This window comes from Candidatus Omnitrophota bacterium (assembly GCA_016209275.1).
In the GTDB taxonomy this organism is placed as follows: domain Bacteria; phylum Omnitrophota; class Gorgyraeia; order Aquiviventales; family Aquiviventaceae; genus JACQWM01.
The window spans coordinates 1-17,046 of the sequence record JACQWM010000024.1; the positions used below are offsets into that span (position 1 = coordinate 1).

Below are 17,046 nucleotides of genomic sequence, written 5' to 3' on the forward strand. Positions count from 1 at the left end.
AGCAGCGACAGCTGCCGATAGGCCTGCGCATGTTTTGAGAGATCATCGTAGCAGCACAACGCGTGTTTGCCTCCATACATGAGCTCTTCGCCGATGGCGCAGCCGGCATAGGGGGCCAGATACTGCAGCGGGGCCGGATCTTCCGCCGAGGCCACCACAACCGTGGTGTACTCCATCGCCCCGGCTTGTTCCAGCGTTTCCACGACGGCGACCACGCTGGAGAGTTTCTGGCCGATCGCGACGTAGACGCAGTAGAGGTTCTTGCCTTTCTGATTCAGGATCGTGTCGATCAGCAGCGCGGTCTTGCCGATCTGCCGATCACCGAGGATGAGCTCGCGCTGGCCGCGGCCCACTGGAATCATCGCATCGATCGCTTTGATACCGGTTTGCACCGGCTCTTTCACCGGCTGCCGCTGGATGACATTCGGCGGCCGCGCCTCAATCGGGCGGAACGTGTTGGTCACAATCGGGCCTTTGTCATCGAGGGGGCGGCCCAGCGCATCGATGACGCGCCCGAGTAGTGCTGGCCCGGCCGGCACCGAGGCGATGCGATTGGTGCGCTTGACCACATCGCCGTCTTTGATGTGCCGGTCGGAGCCAAGAATCACCGCGCCCACGTGATGCTCTTCCAGATTGAACACCATCCCGATGGTCTGCCCGGGAAATTCCAGCAGCTCGCCGGCCATCGCATCATCCAACCCATAGATGCGGGCGATGCCATCGCCCACCTGGATGACGCGCCCGACGGAGTCGAGCTGCACCTGCGAGCGATAGCGCTCTAGCTCTTGTTTGAGCGCTAAGGACACTTCTTCAGGACGTAATCGTGCCATCGGTTAGTTCACTCGGATGGTTGTGAGGCGTTCTCGCAAGTTGACGAGCTGGCGGGCAATCGAGCCGTCAAAGACGCGATACCCCAACTGCACCTGCAGCCCGCCAATGAGTCCGGGGACGATTTCCGGTTGCAGTTCGATGGTTTTCCGCTCGCGGCGCTCGAGCGTCGCTCTCAAGCGAGCCAAGGCTTCCTCCGACACCGGATGGGCTGCGCGCACCACGACCCGCAGGCGGCGGCGCGCGCCGTCGACCAAGACGCCGAAGGCTTCGGCGATCTCCGGCAGATATGCAGCACGGCCCATGCTGATGATCATCTGGACCGCGGCATTCATCAGCGCTGACCACCCGCCCCCCAGCAGCCGCTGCAGCACCGCCGTCTTCTCCTGGGGATCGACATCCGGATTGCGCAAGAGCTGGCGGAGTCCTGCCTCCTGCTGGATGAGATTGCCGATGGCGGTGAGCTGTTCCAGCGCCTCATCGACAAGCCCGTCGGCCGTGGCGGTGGCAAAGACCGCTTCGGCGTAGCGCGCGGCAATCGGGTCAAAAGCCATTCCTTAGGTGTGTGAGCCTTCCCGCTCCAAATCATCCAAAACGGCATCGACGAGCTGGCGGTCGGTCTTGGGATCCACCTTTTGCCGAAGGATTTTCTCGACGGCGTCCATCGTCAAGCGGGCGACATGGTCGCGCAGCTGGACTTTGGCCTTGGCGACTTCAAGCTCGATGGCCTCCTTGGATTTCGTCATGGCGGAGGCCGCCTGTTCGCGCGCTTGCTCCTGGATCTCGAGCGAGATGCGCTTGCCTTCCAAAATCGCCTGCTGGATTTTCTGCCGCGCCTCATCCTCGATCTTCGCCAGCCGTTGCGCGTAGTCGGCCTGCAGCCGGGCGACGTCTTCCTTGCTGCGGGCCACCTGGCGCAAGCTCTCCTCGATGTGCGCTCGCCGCCGATCGAGCATCGTCAGCAGCGGACGCCAGGCAAAACGCCGCAAGATGATCAGCAGCAGGATAAAGCTGATGAGCTGCGAGAGGATCTGTTGAAGATCCGGCAGCAGGGCTTCCGGCATGCTTAGCCGATCTTGCCTTGCAGGACGAAGGCGATGACGAGCACGTAAATCGTCAGCGCTTCAATCAGCGCGCAGCCGATGATCATGGCCGTCTGAATCTGCCCGGCCGCTTCCGGCTGGCGCGCAATCGCATCCAACGCCGCCGACACCGCGCGGCCGAGCCCGAACGCCGAGGCCACCGCCGCTAACCCCAACGCCAAGGGAACCGTTAACGCCAGCACTGCCCGATACTCGGTTGGCATGACTCCTCCTTACGCTTCTGGGACGTGTGAGTGGTGTTCTCCGTGATGCGGTGTCACCAGCGAGAGGTACACCGTCGCCAGCAGGCTGAACACCAGCGCCTGCACCGTGCTGAAAATCAGCACCAGGGGAACCGCGAAGAGCTGCACCGGCAGCCCGATGGGCAAATGCAGCGCAATCCCTGCGGCCAGCCCAAGCCCGACGAGGACGGCTAAGAGCACATCTTCGGCAAAAATATTGAAGGTCAAACGCAAACAGAGGCTCGCCGGCTTGATGAACTCGCCGAGCGCTTCGAGCACGAGGAGAATCACCGCCACCGCGGCCGTGATGACCAGCATGATCGGCATCAGCCACGCCGCCGTCTTCGGGATGCGCGGGGATCCGGCCATGTGGTCCAGATACGCCAGCAGCCCGACATCGCGGATGCGCGTCCACTGCACATAGCCGAAGACCGCGAGTGCGAGCGCAATCGGCAAACTCAAATTCGCCGTCGAGGATTTCATGCCGGGAAGCAAGCCGGAGAGGTTGGTGATCCAAATAAAGAGGAACAGGGTGCCGATAAACGGCGTATGCCGTCGGCCGTCGGGGCCGAGCACGCGCTGGATGAACTGGTCGATGCCGTCCGCCAAGAGCTCAAGGATATTTTGCCCGCGGCGCGGCAGGAGGGTGGGCTTGCGCGCGAAGCACCAGGCGATGAGACAAATCACCGATGAGACGAGCAGCGAAAAGACGACGTTCTCCCAGCGATGCAGCCACGCGATGGCGGGGTGATGCTGCCAATGGCTCAGGGCCGTGATGAGGTTGGGAAGCTCCGGAATGCTGGAGGATCCATGCGCGGCCGAGATGGCCTCGCGCGCGGCGTGGATGGCGTGCTCAGCGGCCATCGGAACGCACCAGGCTCATGCGCGAGGCGCGCAGCGCAAACCAGGCGATGCCAGCGATGAGGACGAGGGTAAATCCCATACAAAAGCCGAGGAGCGAGACGGTCCCGCTCGCCAACAGCACGCCGGCGAGCAGATAGAGCGCTGGGAACTTGACGAGCAGCCACCAGACCACCCGGCGTCGGGACGGCTGCGGCCCGAGCCATGCGGCAAGCATCTGCACCAAGCACCAGAGGCTTGCGGCGTTCCAGGCCCCGCCCAGGAGCGCGCCGAGCATCATCCACAGGGTGTGCGGCATGACGCGATTAGTTGGTCCCAAGATTTCGCGCTCGGCGAATCAGCTGCATCGTCGTTCGAGCGCTGGCGGCGAATCCCAGCACAAGACCTCCGCCCATCCCCCATGGGCTGCTGCGCCACCACCCGTCCATCAGCGATCCGACAGCGTACCCAAGGGCCGGACCAATGAGCAACACGAAGGGGATCGCGGTCAATAATCCGATTTGCTGAGCCAGCACGGATGGTTTCGAGTCTTTCATTATAGCAGATGGATGCCCGTCGTGGCATGCAGCAGGGCCAGGAGGGGTCCGGGCAAAAGACCGAAGAGGAGTGTGACGAAGGCGCAGCACGCGACCGCCATGCGCAGAGGCGCTGCCGCCGTGACCGGCGCTGCCGTGGTCGGGGCGACAAAGTACATCAGCCGGATGATGTTGACGTAATAGTAGAGTGCCACCGCGCTATTGAGAATCCCCGCCATCGCCAACCACCAGTGATGGGTTTGGATGGCCGACCCAAACAGGAGAAACTTCCCGAAGAACCCGGCGAGCGGCGGAATGCCGGCCAGCGAGAGGAGAAAGAGCGCGCAGACCAGGGCGAGGCCAGGGGATCGCTGCCCAAGGCCTCGAAACGCCTCGATCGATTCGCTGCGGGTCGCATTCTCCACCGCGACCACGCAGGCAAACGCGCCTAAATTCATGAACAGATAGGCCACCAAATAAAACAGCAGCCCATCGATGCCCATGGAAGAGTTGACGACGAACCCGATCAGCAGATACCCGACTTGGCCGATCGTCGAGTAGGCGAGCAGCCGCTTCACGTTGGTTTGCGTCAGCGCCGCCAGATTCCCCAGCGTCATCGTCACGATGGTCAAGACGATCAGCAGCGGCCGAAGGTTTCCCCAGACCGGACCGAGGACCTGCACCACGCGCACCAGCAAGGCGAGTCCGGCGGCTTTCGGCCCGACGGAGAGGAGCGCGGCCACCGGCACCGGAGCGCCTTCATACGCATCCGGCGTCCACATGTGAAACGGCACCATCGAAATTTTAAAGGCCAGGCCGGCGAGCAGGAGGGCGGCGGCGATGAGCACCGCACCCTGCGCGGCGAACGCCGTCCCTCCGGCGGCGCGCTGCAGCTCGGGGAATCCCAGCTGGCCGGTCGCGCCGTAGAGCAGCGACATGCCAAAGAGCATCATGCCGGAGGAGAGGGCCCCGAAGAGCAGATATTTCAGCGACGCCTCGGCCGAACGCGGCTCCTGCAGCAGCCCGACGAGGACATACGAGCTGAGGCTCACCAGCTCCATCGCCAGATACGCCATGAGCAGATGATTCGCCTCGGCCATGAGTATTACGCCGAGCCCGATGAGCAGCAGCAGCCCGACGTACTCGCCCTGCACCGACGGTTCCGTCTCGCGCGAGGCCATCACCAGCAGCAGCACGATGGCGATCGTGCCCAGCGCGATCCAGCGGAACGTCAGGCTGAACGGGTCGCAGACGATGAGGCCGTAAAACATCCCGGCGGGCGGCGGCACCGGGGCAAGCCATAACGCACATGCCGCCGCCAGGATCGCGGCCCACGCCGCGACCATCACCAGGAAGCGTGTGGCCTTCGCCGCACCCAGCAGCATGACCACCAGCGCGCCAGCGCCCAGCATGGTCTCCGGCCACCACGCATTGAGGCTATTGAGCAATACCGTCCCCATCTCACTCACTCACCTAATCACCTAATCACTTAATCACCGCTCTAGCGGTCGATGTGACGCAACAGTTGTTGGATGGTGGCGTCCTGAAGGCGCAGGACAAACATCGGATACACCCCAACGGCGAGCACCACGACCAGTAGCGGAATCAGGGTCAGCCGCTCCCACCAGGTCATGTCGGTCAGCGCCTTCCACCGCTCATTCAGCGGCCCGAGCAAAATCTGCCGAATGACCTTGAGCATATACGCCGCGGCCACGACAATCCCGATCGATGAGACCACGGTGGGCCAGCGCCAAACGTTAAAGGCTCCTAGCATCGACAGAAACTCCGCCACAAATCCGCTTAAGCCCGGCAACCCGAGCGAGCCCAGCGAGAAAAAGATCAAAAACCCCGCATACACCGGCACCCTGGCGCCGAGGCCGCCGAAGGCGGACAGATCGCGCGTATGGGTGCGCTCATACAGCACGCCGACGAGCAAGAACATGCCGCCGGTCAAGAGCCCATGACTGAACATCTGCAGCATCGCGCCGTTGAACCCCGCCGGGGTCAAGCTCGCCAAGCCGAGCAGCACGAAGCCCATGTGCGACACCGAGGAGTACGCGACTAATCGCTTGAAGTCCGTCTGCGCCATCGCGACAAAGGCGCCATAGACGATGTTGATCATGCCAAGCCCCGCCATCGCCCACGCAAAATAGCGCGCGGCCTCAGGGCAGATCGGATAGCTGATCCGGAAAAATCCATAGCCGCCCATTTTCAGCAGCACCCCGGCCAGCAAGACGCTGCCGGGTGTCGGCGCATCCACGTGCGCGTCCGGCAGCCAGGTGTGGAACGGAAACACCGGCACCTTGATCGCAAACCCCAGAAAGAGGCCGAGAAAGACCAGCCGCCCAAAGTTCGCATCGAAGGTGTGGCCCAGCTGGGCCAGCTGCAGCATGTCAAAGGTGCCGGCGCGCAGGTACAGGGCCAAAATCGCCAGCAGCATGAAGAGGCTGCCCGCCAGCGTATACACGAAAAACTTAAACGCCGAGTACTCCCGCCGACCGCCGCCCCAGATGCCGATCAAGAAATACATCGGGACGAGCACGATTTCCCAAAAGACGTAAAAGAGAAAGAGATCCAGGGCCACGAAGGTGCCGAGCATGCCGACTTCGAGCAGCAGATACAGGGCGAAATATTCTTTGTGGCGCTCGGCGATGGACGATGAGGCCATGCACGCCAGAAACCCGAGCAGCGCCGTCAGCAACACCATCCACACGCTGAGGCCGTCGATGCCGACGTGGTAGAACGCGTTGATCTGCGGAATCCAGCTCGCGTGCTCGCGGAATTGAATGCCGATGGCGCTCGGCTGAAAGTCCCGCAGCATGATGACGCCGAGCAGCAGCGCGCATCCTGTCGCCACCAGGGCCACGCAGCGGATGGCCCACACCCACGACTTCGGCAGGCACAGGATGATGAGCATCCCGATCAACGGGCACAGCAGCAACCACGTCAGCAGCATCGAGCCCACCTCTCTCGTTATCGGCGCAAGACAAAGGACAGCGCGGCAACAGCCACCACCACCACAAACAGATAGTGCTGAATGATGCCGGTTTGCAGCGCCCGCAGGGCCACGCCGGCCGCGCGGATCGTTGAGGCCGTTCCATTGACGATCCGATCCACCACCAACCGATCACACGCATCCTTCCACCGGCTGATCCGATCGCCAAGCCGGCCGGCCCCGTTGACCGCGCCGTCAATGACGCGCTGATCGAACGTGGCGAGTCCTTGGGCCAGCGAGAGAAACGGCTGGATGATCGCCCGGTCATAGAGTTCATCAACGTAATATTTGTGAAACGCCCACGCGTAGAGCCGGTGCCCGATGGGCCGCAGGCCCTCGGGCAGGAGATTGCGCCGCTGCACGCCGACGATCCAGGCCAACCAGATCCCAGCCCCCGCCATGAGGAAGGAGCCGACGAAGAGCCAGGGATCGATGCCTTCGTGCGCTTCTTCAACGCCCAGCAGGTGGAACAACGGGTGGAACCAGGCCGAACCGGTCAGCCCAGCGCCCAGCGCGCCGCAAGCCAGGACCAGGAGCGGGATGATCATGAGGCCCGGCGATTCATGAGCCGTGTGATTGCCGTGATGCGCGATGGTGCCTTCGAAACAGCGGAGGTACAGTCGGAAGACGTAGCCTGTCGTCATCACGGCGCTGGCGATCAACACCCACATCAGCCATGGATGCGCGTGCCGAGCTTCAAGCAAGACGGCGTCTTTGCTCCAGAAGCCGCTGAAGGGAAACACCCCGCTCATGGAAAGCGCGCCGATGAAAAAAACCGCAGCCGTGATCGGCATGGCGCGCCGCAGCCCGCCGAGCTCGCCTAATTCTTGCGTATGCGCCGCATGGATGACGCTGCCGGCCGCCAGAAACAGCAGCGCTTTGAAATACGCATGGGTCATCAAATGGAACATGGCGACGGCAGCCGCGCCTAAGCCGAGGGCGGTCATCATCAATCCAAGTTGGCTCAGCGTGGAGTACGCCAGAATGCGCTTGATGTCGGTTTGCGTCAGGGCGACGGTGCCGGCAAGCAGATGGGTCAGCAGTCCGATGGCGAGGACGATCGACAGGCTCTGCGGCGTAAACAGCGGCAGCGTGCGCGCGACGAGATAGACGCCGGCCGCCACCATGGTGGCCGCGTGAATCAGCGCCGAGACCGGGGTGGGGCCTTCCATGGCATCCGGCAGCCAGACGTGCAGCGGAACCTGCGCCGATTTACCGACCGCGCCCAAGAAGATGAGGAGGCTCATCGCGGTCAACGTGTGCGGAGGAAGCTTCGTCGCAGCCTCAGCGAGCGTGCCAAACTGCAGGCTGCCCCAAGTCCAGGCCAGCCACAGCACGCCAAGCAACAGCCCGGTGTCGCCGATGCGCGTCGTGATAAAGGCCTTGCGTCCCGCCGCGGCGGCCGCCGGCTTCTCGAACCAGAAGCTGATCAAGAGGTACGAGCAGAGTCCGACGAGTTCCCAGCCGGCGTACAGCAGCACAAAGTGATCGGCCATCACCAGAATCAGCATGGAGGCGCAGAACAGCGAAAAGTAGGCGAAGTAGCGGGAGAAGCGCGGGTCATGGCGCATGTAGCCTATGGAATACACCGCGATCATCGGCGCAATCGAGGTGACGACGATCAGCATGAGCAGGCTCAAGCCGTCGACGGCCAGGCCCATCTGCCAGAAGCCGGCCGGCCCGCCAGGCAGCCAGGGCCAGCTCACGCGCAGCGCCTCGCCATGCCAGACGCTGGGGGCGATGTGGCACGTCAACGCCAAGGCGCCGAAAAGAGCCGCCACCGCCCCCCAGGCGCTGAGCCGGCCGATCCGCCGCCCAATGAGAATATTGACGGCAAATGCCAGCAACGGAAGGCCCGGAATCCACGCGATCATCCCTTGAGCAGCTCCACTTGATCCGCGAGAACGGTCTTGGCGGTGCGCGACACATTCAGGATAATCGCCAGCCCCACGACGGCTTCGCAGGCCGCCAGCGCGATGATAAACAAGGCGAACGCCTGCCCCTGCGCCTCCCCGTAGAGCCGCCCGAAGAGGACGAAATTCAGCGCGGCGGCGTTGAGGATCAGCTCCACCGCCAGCAGCAAGCCGACGGCGTGCCGGCGCGTGAGCATCCCATACAAGCCGATGCAGAAGAGCGCGTGGCTGAGGATCAGCAGGCCGCTCATGGCTCGCGGTCTCGAAACACTGCGTTCCGCGGAGCCGCGACGGCGATCGCGCCCACCATCGCGGCCACAAGCACCAGGGAGACGATCTCAAACGGCAGGACGAGCGTCGTCATCAATCCCTGGCCCAGCGAGGAGAGCGATGCGGCGTCCGCTGAGGAACGGGCCGCGGCCAAGGGGGCGGTCGCGCTGCACAACGCGGCAAAGCATCCGACGGCGGCGACGGCCGCCGGCCCTTGCTGGCGGCTCGCTGGGGCGTTCGCCGCCAGCTGCCGCTTCGCCGTCAGCATGATGGCGAACACCACGAGGGTTAGAATCGCCCCAACGTAGACGAGGATTTGGACGAACGCGAGGAATTCCGCCTCAAGCAGAATGAAGAGCCCGGCCACGCCCAGCAGGACGAGCCCGAGGCTGAGGGCGGCGCGGAACAGGTTGCGCAGCGTCACCACCCATAACGCGCTGATGATAATGACAACGCTCAGCAATCCGCAAAGCATCATAGAAGCGTGGTATTCCAGCAGGCGGTGGGATTATACCACGGCCTTGGTGATGACACGACCGGGGCGGCTCACCGGAATTTGCTCGCTGCATAAGGGGCAGTCGTGCGGCGGAAACGTTTCAAACGCCAGCGACAGCAGCCGAATGAACTTGCGGCCGGGAAACCTGACCTTGCCGCCGGAGCGATCGACGACCGTGCCGATGCCCACCACTTTCGCCCCGAAGCCGGAGACGAGATCGGCAACTTTTCGCCCTGATTCGCCGGTCGTCATGGCGTCTTCCACGATGAGCACGCGGTCTTTCTTGGAGACGGTGAATCCTCGGCGCAGCTGCATTTCGGCATCCACGCGCTCCGCGTACATCGCGCGCACGCCCAGCACGCGGGCCGTTTCAAATGCGACGATGAGCCCTCCGACGGCCGGGCCGATGACGACGGTCGGCTTGGCGGGTGTAAACCGCCGGGCTAACTCGTGGCAAATCGCCGTCGCCTGTTTCGGAAACTGCAGCACTTGGGCGCACTGGAAATAGTGCCCGCTATGCAGCCCGGAAGAGAGCTCGAAATGCCCTCGCTGAAGGGCATTGCTCCGGCGGAACATCTCTAAGAGTTGGTCGCGCGTTAACATGCGTTCTCCTCCATGGCTTGCAGTAGCTGCACCGCAGCGCGCCGCGGATTCGCCGCGCCGGTGATCGGCCGGCCGACAATGAGCCAATCGGCTCCGGCGGCTAAGGCCTCCGACGGCGACATGACCCGCTGCTGATCGCCGCGTGACGCTGAGCGTGGACGGATGCCCGGACAGGCGATTTTCAACCGTCGGCCGAATCGGGCGCGCAACAACGCGGCCTCCTGGGCTGACGCGACGACCCCATCGCAGCCCGCCGCGACCGCGGTCGCGGCGAGGCGCATGACGCGCCGTTTGATCGAGGAAGACGTGCTGCGGCGAACACTGGTGAGCACCGTAACACCCAAGAGCTGTGGCCGCGCGATCCGCCGTCGGCGGGCCTCCGCATGGATGCCGCGCACCGCCGCGCTCAACATCGCGGGATCGCCGCTGGCGTGGATCGTGATCAGGCGCGCCCGGTGGCGCACCGCGGCCCGGCAACTGAGCTCGACCGTCGAGGGAATATCAAAAAATTTCAGGTCCAGCATCACCTCAAATCCCAGCCGGCGCAACCGGACGATGGCTTGCGGCCCTTCAGCCGTAAACAGCGCGCTCCCCACTTTGACGGTCGTGATCACGCCGCGCAACTGCCGTGCCAGCGCGAGCGCTTCCCGCAGCGTCGTGACATCGAGGGCGATAATCAGCTTTTCAGACATCACAGCACGGCGACCCACGACACATGACGACGCATGGCGTTCGGTCGTGGGTCGTGCGTCATGCGTCCTCGGTCGCCTTTGGGATATGGGTGCCGCGAAGCTCTTTCAGCGAATTCAACCGATGCCGATGCATATAGTGTTCGATGCCGCGCACCACGCCGATGGCGGCGCGCGGATTGGCGAAATTGGCGGTCCCGACGGCGACGGCCGAAGCTCCGGCGAGAAGATACTCGATGGCGTCTTCGGCGCGCGCAATCCCACCCAAGCCGATGATCGGCACGCGGATGGAAGCCGCAGTATACCACACGCGATACAGGCTCAGGGGGCGAATCGCCGGCCCGCTCAACCCGCCCGTCAGGGTGCTCAGGCGGGAGCGCCGTGTTGCCGGATCAAGGCTCATGCCGACGTACGTGTTGCTGAGGGTCAGCGCATCCGCGCCGGCGGCTTCGGCGGCCTGGGCGATGGGCCGCAGATCCGTCACATCAGGGCTGAGTTTGGCGATGATCGGTTTCTTCGTGGCCTGGCGAGCGGCGTGAACGAATTGCGCCGACAATTGCGCGTCCTGCGCCACCATCGCCACCCACTGGCGGTCCTCTGTGTGCTGTGTGCTGTGTGCTGTGTGCCGATGGTGAACATTGGGACACGACAGATTCAGTTCGATGGCGTCGACCCCGTCTGCGCGATCGAGCTGGCGCGTCAATTCGGCGGCCTCCTCGGGCGACTCGCCGAGGATGCTAACAATCAGCGGCACGTCGATGGCGCGCAGCGGCGGGAGTTTCTCCTCGAGGAACGCGGCCAGCCCGATGTTCTGCAGTCCCACCGCGTTCAGCATGCCGGAGGGGGTTTCGACCAGGCGCGGCGGCGGATGGCCCTCGCGCGGCAGGCGCGTGAGGGTCTTCGTGATCAGTCCGCCGAGTCGTGCGAGCTGCGCCGCGCGGGCAAATTCTACCCCATAGCCGAACGTGCCGGCCGCCGCCAGCACCGGGTTGGGCAGCACCAGGGTTCCGATGGTCACGCGAAGGGGAGGAATCGGCATGCGGGGTAATGGCGCTACGGCGTAAAGGAGGTCGGCGGATAACGCTTGCCGAGAAATTGGACCATCGCATCGATGGCCGCCTGCTGCCCAGGGGTCAAGTCGATGAATTCAACTCCGATCGTCATCGCGCCACCCTCGGTCTGTTGCCGCCGAACCACGCCAGAGACTTCCAACGACTCCTGCGTGGTCGGCAACTGGAGCTTCAGTTGGATCGTCTCCTCGACTTCCACTTGCTCCTGCACCTGACATCGCATCCCCATCGCGCTGACATCGATGACGCGGGTGGGCTGCCAGGGACCTATCTCGCTGAGCCGGCGGTACTGGGCATCCAGCGGAATCGGGGCCCGCTCAAATTTTCTCGCTTCGGCCGTCATCCTTATCCCTCAGCGCCCGCGCTGCTGAAACACCCCCGTGGCGCGCGCAACCGCGGCCTGGCTGGCCTCATCGGGAAACTCAAACGCCACGCCGAGCTCCATAATCGATGCGATGCGGCCCGCCCGCGCCCACACCACTTTCGCGGGAAGGCGCAGCGGGTGTGCCACGGTCGGAAGGACCAGCTGCAGCTCCAGCGGATCGCCGGCCTTCAGCAGCAGCGACTCCGTCATGAACCGCGCACCCCCGACACTCAGATCCCGCAGCGGCGAGACCAGCCAGGAGCCGCCTCCCGCATCCGGGGCGCGGTGCCGTACGAGAAACGCGCGAGGTGCGCGCGCGCCTCCTCGCCGTTCCGTCTCGACCATTAGCCCTTGAGCAGTTCGTGGTACCGTTGAATCGGGGTGACCGCCAACTGATGCTTGATGAGCACCGCAATGCCGTTGACCGAGGCTTGAGCTCCGGAAATCGTCGTGATGCACGGGATGCCGAGCATGGCGGCCGCCGAGCGGATCTGCACTTCATCCGCCCGCGGCAGGCGGCCCGATGGCGTGTTAATCACGAGCTGGATGCGGCCGCTCTTGAGCGCATCGAGGATGTTGGGCCGCCCCTCATGGATCTTATTGACGAGCGTGGCATGCAGCCCGTAGCGCTGCAGGGCTTTCATCGTCCCGCGCGTGGCGATCAGCTGAAAGCCCATCTCCTCGAGCCGCTGGGCGATCAAGGCGACCGACCGCTTGTCGCGGTTCTTCACGCTGATGAACACGGTGCCGGTTTTCGGCAGCAGCTGCCCGGCCGCAATCTGGGATTTGAGAAATGCCCGGCCGAAATCCTCGTCAATGCCCATGACCTCTCCGGTGGAGCGCATCTCGGGCCCGAGGATGATGTCGACACCGGCAAACCGCGAGAACGGAAAGACGGATTCTTTCACCGCGGTAAACGACGGCGTGATTTCCTCCGTCACCCCTTGGGCGGCGAGGCTGATCCCGACCATCGCGCGCGTGGCGATCTTGGCCAGCGGCAGCCCGACCGCTTTGGAGATAAACGGCACGGTCCGCGAGGCGCGCGGGTTGACTTCCAAGATGTACACGAGATCGTCCTTGACGGCGAATTGCACGTTCATCAGCCCGACGACCTTCAGGGCCTTCGCCAGCTTCTGCGCCGCCTGGCGGATCTCGGCCAGGGTGTCGTCGTGCAGCGTGTGGGGGGGCAGCACCATCGCTGAATCCCCGGAGTGGATGCCCGCCTCCTCGATATGCTCCAAAACCCCCCCGATGACGCAGCGTTCCCCATCGCCCACCACATCCACATCAACCTCCAGCGCGTCTTCCAAGAACTTATCGATCAACACCGGCAATCCTGGCGAGACGTCAAACGCTTTCTGCGCAAAGGTCTTCAGCTGATCATCGTCGTACACGATTTCCATGGCGCGCCCCCCCAGCACGTAGGAGGGGCGCACCAGGCACGGATACCCAATCGCATGCGCAGTGAGCTTGGCCTCTTCGAGGGTGAGCGCAGTGCCGCTCGGCGGCTGCCGCACGCCGAGCTCATCGAGCAGCCGCTTGAATTTCTCCCGATCCTCGGCGATGTCGATGGTCTGGGGCGCGGTGCCGAGGATGGGCACGCCGGCACCCGCCAGTTCGAGGGTGAGATTCAGCGGCGTTTGGCCGCCGAATTGGACGATGACGCCTTCCGGCTGTTCGCGGCGCACGATATTCAGGACGTCTTCCAAGGTCACCGGCTCAAAATACAATTTATCCGACGTGTCGTAGTCCGTCGAGACGGTTTCAGGATTCGAGTTGACCATGATCACTTCAATCCCCAGCTCCCGCAGCGCAAACGCCGCGTGCACGCAGCAGTAATCAAACTCGATGCCCTGCCCAATCCGATTCGGACCCCCACCCAAAACCATCACCTTCCGCTTTTTCTGTGTGCTGTGTGCTGTGTGCTGTGTGCTGCGCTCCCCGAGTTGCAGCACCGGCTGTTCATACGTGGAGTAATAATACGGCGTCTTCGCCTCAAACTCTGCGGCGCAGGTGTCGACGAGATAATAGGTCGGCTGGATGTTCCACGCCGCCCGCCACGCCCTGATGGTCGCCTCATCAAGCGTCCAGAGTTTCGCGAGCTGGCGATCGCTGAAGCCGCGCTGCTTGGCCCGCCGCAGCCATTCGGCGCCGCTTGCGGCGACAGCGCTGTTCGCCGTGGCCTCCTTGCATGCCTGCATCTGGGCCGCAGCCCCCTTGAGCACTTCCTCCTCTTCGAGGAGATGCGAGAGCTGCCGCAAAAACCATCGGTCGATCTTCGTAAGCTGGAAGATCTCCTCAATGGACAGCCCGGCCAGCAGCGCATCCTTCAGCAAGAAGATCCGCTCCGCCGAGGCCACCGCCAGTTTCTGGCGCAGCACATCGGCGGATGGCTGACCAAACGTTTCCCAACCATCCTTGCGGATTTCCAAGCCCCGCAGGGCCTTCTGCAGGGCCTCGGTAAACGTCCGGCCGATCGCCATAGTTTCCCCGACCGACTTCATTTGAATCGTCAGCGCAGGATCGGCGCCAGGGAATTTTTCAAACGCGAACCGCGGCACCTTGATCACGACATAGTCGATCGTCGGCTCAAAACAGGCCGGGGTTTGCTTGGTGATGTCATTGGCGAGCTCATCCAGCGTGTAGCCGACGGCGAGCTTCGCGGCGATTTTCGCAATCGGAAATCCGGTGGCTTTCGAGGCGAGGGCGGAAGAGCGCGAGACGCGCGGATTCATCTCGATCACGAGCAGTCGGCCGGATTCGGGGTGCACGGCAAATTGGATGTTGGAGCCGCCGGTCTCGACCCCGATGGCGCGGATCACCGAGATGGCCGCATCGCGCATCTGTTGGTATTCGCGGTCGGTCAGCGTTTGCGCCGGGGCCACGGTGATCGAATCGCCGGTATGCACGCCCATCGGGTCGAAGTTCTCGATCGAACAGACGATGACGACGTTATCGGCGCGATCCCGCATGACTTCGAGTTCAAATTCCTTCCATCCCAGCACCGACTCTTCCACGGAGACTTCGTGGATCATCGACAGCTCAAGCCCGAGCTTGATGATCCGCTCAAATTCCTGGGTGTTGTAGGCCACTCCGCCGCCGGTGCCGCCCAAGGTGAAGCTGGGACGAATCACACAGGGAAATCCGATAGTGTCCAAAATGGCGCGGGCTTCTTCGAGCGTATGCGCGTAGCCGGCGCGCGGGATTTCCAAGCCGACAGCCTCGATCGTTTTCTTGAAGAGCCCCCGATCCTCGGCGCGCTTGATGGCCTCAATCGAAGCCCCGATCAATTCCACGTGGAATTTCTCCAACGTGCCGCGTTCGGCCAGTTGCACCGTCACATTCAGCGCGGTTTGGCCCCCCAAGGTTGGCAGGAGGGCCTCTGGCCGCTCCGCGTCGATGATTTTTTCGATCATGTCCGCGGTAATCGGCTCAATGTACGTGCGGTCGGCCATCTCCGGATCGGTCATGATCGTCGCCGGATTCGAGTTGATCAGCACGACGGTGTAGCCTTCCTCCCGCAGCGCCTTGCAGGCCTGGGTGCCAGAGTAATCAAACTCGCACGCTTGCGAAATCACAATCGGCCCTGAGCCGATGATCAGGATTTTTTTGATATCCGTCCGCTTCGGCATCGCGTCAAGATATCAGATATCGTGCAACCGCACGATATCTGATATCGCCTTGTTAGAAGAGTGTTAACTGTTGCTCGCTCGCGGGCTGCACCGGCGCCTCTTCCCCACCAAAGATCCGCACTTTGCCGTACTCGCCGTCGAAGCCTGGCTCCACGGTGATGTCGCCGGCGCGCATGCGCAGAATGCCGTCGGCGATCTTCGGCGTGGTCGCCTTGCGCAGCTCTTCTTCAGGCGCTTCGAGGACCGCGCGCAGCTCGGTGCCGCATGTATAAATGATCTTCTGGTATTCCCGATCCACCGCCTGGGTACCGACACCCACTTCGAGGGCTTCGGCAATAATTTCATCCAGCGGCACGATATTTCGAAATGGAATCGCGTTGGCCGGCCTGGCCCCTTCCGGCCGGTCCGCCAAATCATCCACCCGGTGCATCACGCCGACGATGATTTTCTTGCCGCAGACGGTGCAGCGCAGCCCGTGCCGCCTGGACTCAGCCGGGGCCCACCGAATCTTGCATACCCGGTGCCCATCAAAATGGTACTTGCCCTCTTCTGGGAAGAATTCAAGTGTCGAGAGAAACTGCTTGGGGTTCTTGGCCTTGATCGCGCCAATGATCGCATCATACGTCAGCTCGCAATCAAACACGTTGGCCTCGCGACCGATGCGTCGGGCCGAATGCGAATCAGAATTCGACAGCAGCGTGTAGCGATCCAGCGTCGAGAGCCGCCAATTCATCGCCGGATCAGATGAGAGCCCGGTCTCCAGCGCAAAGATGTTTTCGGCCTGATGCTCAAAGCACTCTTCGACCGTGTCGAACCCTGAGGTGGAGCCAAAGATCGAAAACCACGGGGTCCACGCATGCGCCGGCACGATCAGGCAGCGCGGCTCAATGCCCAGCACCACCTCAACCAATCGCCACGCCTCCATCCGCAGCGTTGGCCGTCCGTCGATGCTCAGGCTGCCGAACGCTTCCAGCTCCTGATTGATGCGCTCAACCGACGCGATGCTGGGGGCGAGGATCACGTGATGAATCTGGTGCGCCTTGCCCGCCTTGTAAAAGAGCGTATTGACCTCGGCTGACAGCAGAAACTGTGTCGCGCCATGCTCGTAGAGCCCTCGGCCGGTTTCGCGCAGCCCGTCTTTCAGCTCCTCCAGCCACTGCGGGTGGGTAAAATCTCCGGTGCCTAAGACGCCGATGCCCTTGATCTTCGCCCACTTCGCCAGCTCAGGCACGCTCAAATCTTTTGAGCACGCCCGGCTGTACCTGGAGTGAATATGAAAGTCAGCAACAAATCTGGCCATTAGCTATTTAACTCGTCTCGCGATTCTCGAGCCCCCGGCCAGCCCAGCGAGCGGATGTGCGAGCTCAGCGAGCCGGCAGCGAATGCTGTCAAGCTGCGGCCACCTGTTCGATCGCGCCCCAGCCGGGCGCGGAGTTGGTGGCCGCTTCGCTGCAAGGCGAGCGCCCGGAGCGAGCACTGAGCGAGC

At 63.1% G+C, this 17,046-nt stretch carries 19 protein-coding genes; all 19 read right to left on the minus strand.

The window, feature by feature from the left end:
• The coding region (locus HY737_03600; protein MBI4597467.1) for a F0F1 ATP synthase subunit alpha at positions 1–830 on the minus strand (830 nt) is incomplete at its 3' end.
• Between the two features lie 3 nt (positions 831–833).
• Positions 834–1,382, minus strand: coding sequence for an ATP synthase F1 subunit delta (gene atpH / locus HY737_03605; GenBank protein ID MBI4597468.1), 549 nt, complete (start codon positions 1,380–1,382; stop codon positions 834–836).
• Positions 1,383–1,385: 3 nt separating this feature from the next.
• The gene (gene atpF, locus HY737_03610) at positions 1,386–1,892 is read right to left on the minus strand and encodes a F0F1 ATP synthase subunit B (protein MBI4597469.1); all 507 of its coding nucleotides are present in this window, start codon (positions 1,890–1,892) and stop codon (positions 1,386–1,388) included.
• Positions 1,893–1,894: 2 nt separating this feature from the next.
• Positions 1,895–2,134 (minus strand): ATP synthase F0 subunit C, encoded by a 240-nt coding sequence (gene atpE, locus HY737_03615; protein ID MBI4597470.1) that lies wholly within the window; start codon positions 2,132–2,134, stop codon positions 1,895–1,897.
• A 9-nt stretch (positions 2,135–2,143) separates the two neighbouring features.
• Positions 2,144–3,016, minus strand: a complete 873-nt coding sequence (locus HY737_03620; protein ID MBI4597471.1) for a F0F1 ATP synthase subunit A — start codon at positions 3,014–3,016, stop codon at positions 2,144–2,146.
• Positions 3,006–3,311 (minus strand): hypothetical protein, encoded by a 306-nt coding sequence (locus HY737_03625; protein MBI4597472.1) that lies wholly within the window; start codon positions 3,309–3,311, stop codon positions 3,006–3,008. The genes HY737_03620 and HY737_03625 overlap by 11 nt, the downstream gene beginning before the upstream one ends.
• 7 nt (positions 3,312–3,318) lie before the next feature.
• Complete coding sequence (locus HY737_03630) at positions 3,319–3,549, minus strand: AtpZ/AtpI family protein (protein MBI4597473.1); 231 nt, start codon at positions 3,547–3,549, stop codon at positions 3,319–3,321.
• Positions 3,549–4,988, minus strand: a complete 1,440-nt coding sequence (locus HY737_03635) for an NADH-quinone oxidoreductase subunit N (protein ID MBI4597474.1) — start codon at positions 4,986–4,988, stop codon at positions 3,549–3,551. Before HY737_03635 ends, HY737_03630 begins: the two co-directional genes overlap by 1 nt.
• Positions 4,989–5,029: 41 nt before the next feature.
• On the minus strand, positions 5,030–6,484 hold the full coding sequence (locus HY737_03640; protein ID MBI4597475.1) for an NADH-quinone oxidoreductase subunit M: 1,455 nt from the start codon (positions 6,482–6,484) through the stop codon (positions 5,030–5,032).
• Between the two features lie 17 nt (positions 6,485–6,501).
• Complete coding sequence (gene nuoL, locus HY737_03645) at positions 6,502–8,397, minus strand: NADH-quinone oxidoreductase subunit L (protein ID MBI4597476.1); 1,896 nt, start codon at positions 8,395–8,397, stop codon at positions 6,502–6,504.
• Positions 8,394–8,687 (minus strand): NADH-quinone oxidoreductase subunit NuoK, encoded by a 294-nt coding sequence (gene nuoK / locus HY737_03650; protein ID MBI4597477.1) that lies wholly within the window; start codon positions 8,685–8,687, stop codon positions 8,394–8,396. Before nuoK ends, nuoL begins: the two co-directional genes overlap by 4 nt.
• Complete coding sequence (locus tag HY737_03655) at positions 8,684–9,184, minus strand: NADH-quinone oxidoreductase subunit J (protein ID MBI4597478.1); 501 nt, start codon at positions 9,182–9,184, stop codon at positions 8,684–8,686. The genes nuoK and HY737_03655 overlap by 4 nt, the downstream gene beginning before the upstream one ends.
• Before the next feature lie 30 nt (positions 9,185–9,214).
• Positions 9,215–9,805: an orotate phosphoribosyltransferase gene (locus tag HY737_03660; GenBank protein MBI4597479.1), complete on the minus strand. Its 591-nt coding sequence runs from the start codon at positions 9,803–9,805 to the stop codon at positions 9,215–9,217.
• Positions 9,799–10,497 (minus strand): orotidine-5'-phosphate decarboxylase, encoded by a 699-nt coding sequence (gene pyrF / locus HY737_03665; protein MBI4597480.1) that lies wholly within the window; start codon positions 10,495–10,497, stop codon positions 9,799–9,801. Before pyrF ends, HY737_03660 begins: the two co-directional genes overlap by 7 nt.
• A 58-nt stretch (positions 10,498–10,555) precedes the next feature.
• The gene (locus HY737_03670; GenBank protein ID MBI4597481.1) at positions 10,556–11,533 is read right to left on the minus strand and encodes a dihydroorotate dehydrogenase; all 978 of its coding nucleotides are present in this window, start codon (positions 11,531–11,533) and stop codon (positions 10,556–10,558) included.
• A 14-nt stretch (positions 11,534–11,547) separates the two neighbouring features.
• Positions 11,548–11,907, minus strand: coding sequence for a PilZ domain-containing protein (locus HY737_03675; protein MBI4597482.1), 360 nt, complete (start codon positions 11,905–11,907; stop codon positions 11,548–11,550).
• Between the two features lie 9 nt (positions 11,908–11,916).
• Positions 11,917–12,273: a PilZ domain-containing protein gene (locus tag HY737_03680; GenBank protein ID MBI4597483.1), complete on the minus strand. Its 357-nt coding sequence runs from the start codon at positions 12,271–12,273 to the stop codon at positions 11,917–11,919.
• Positions 12,273–15,560, minus strand: a complete 3,288-nt coding sequence (gene carB / locus HY737_03685; protein ID MBI4597484.1) for a carbamoyl-phosphate synthase large subunit — start codon at positions 15,558–15,560, stop codon at positions 12,273–12,275. The genes HY737_03680 and carB overlap by 1 nt, the downstream gene beginning before the upstream one ends.
• Positions 15,561–15,612: 52 nt before the next feature.
• Positions 15,613–16,860, minus strand: a complete 1,248-nt coding sequence (locus HY737_03690; protein MBI4597485.1) for a DNA helicase UvrD — start codon at positions 16,858–16,860, stop codon at positions 15,613–15,615.
• Positions 16,861–17,046 lie beyond the last annotated feature (186 nt).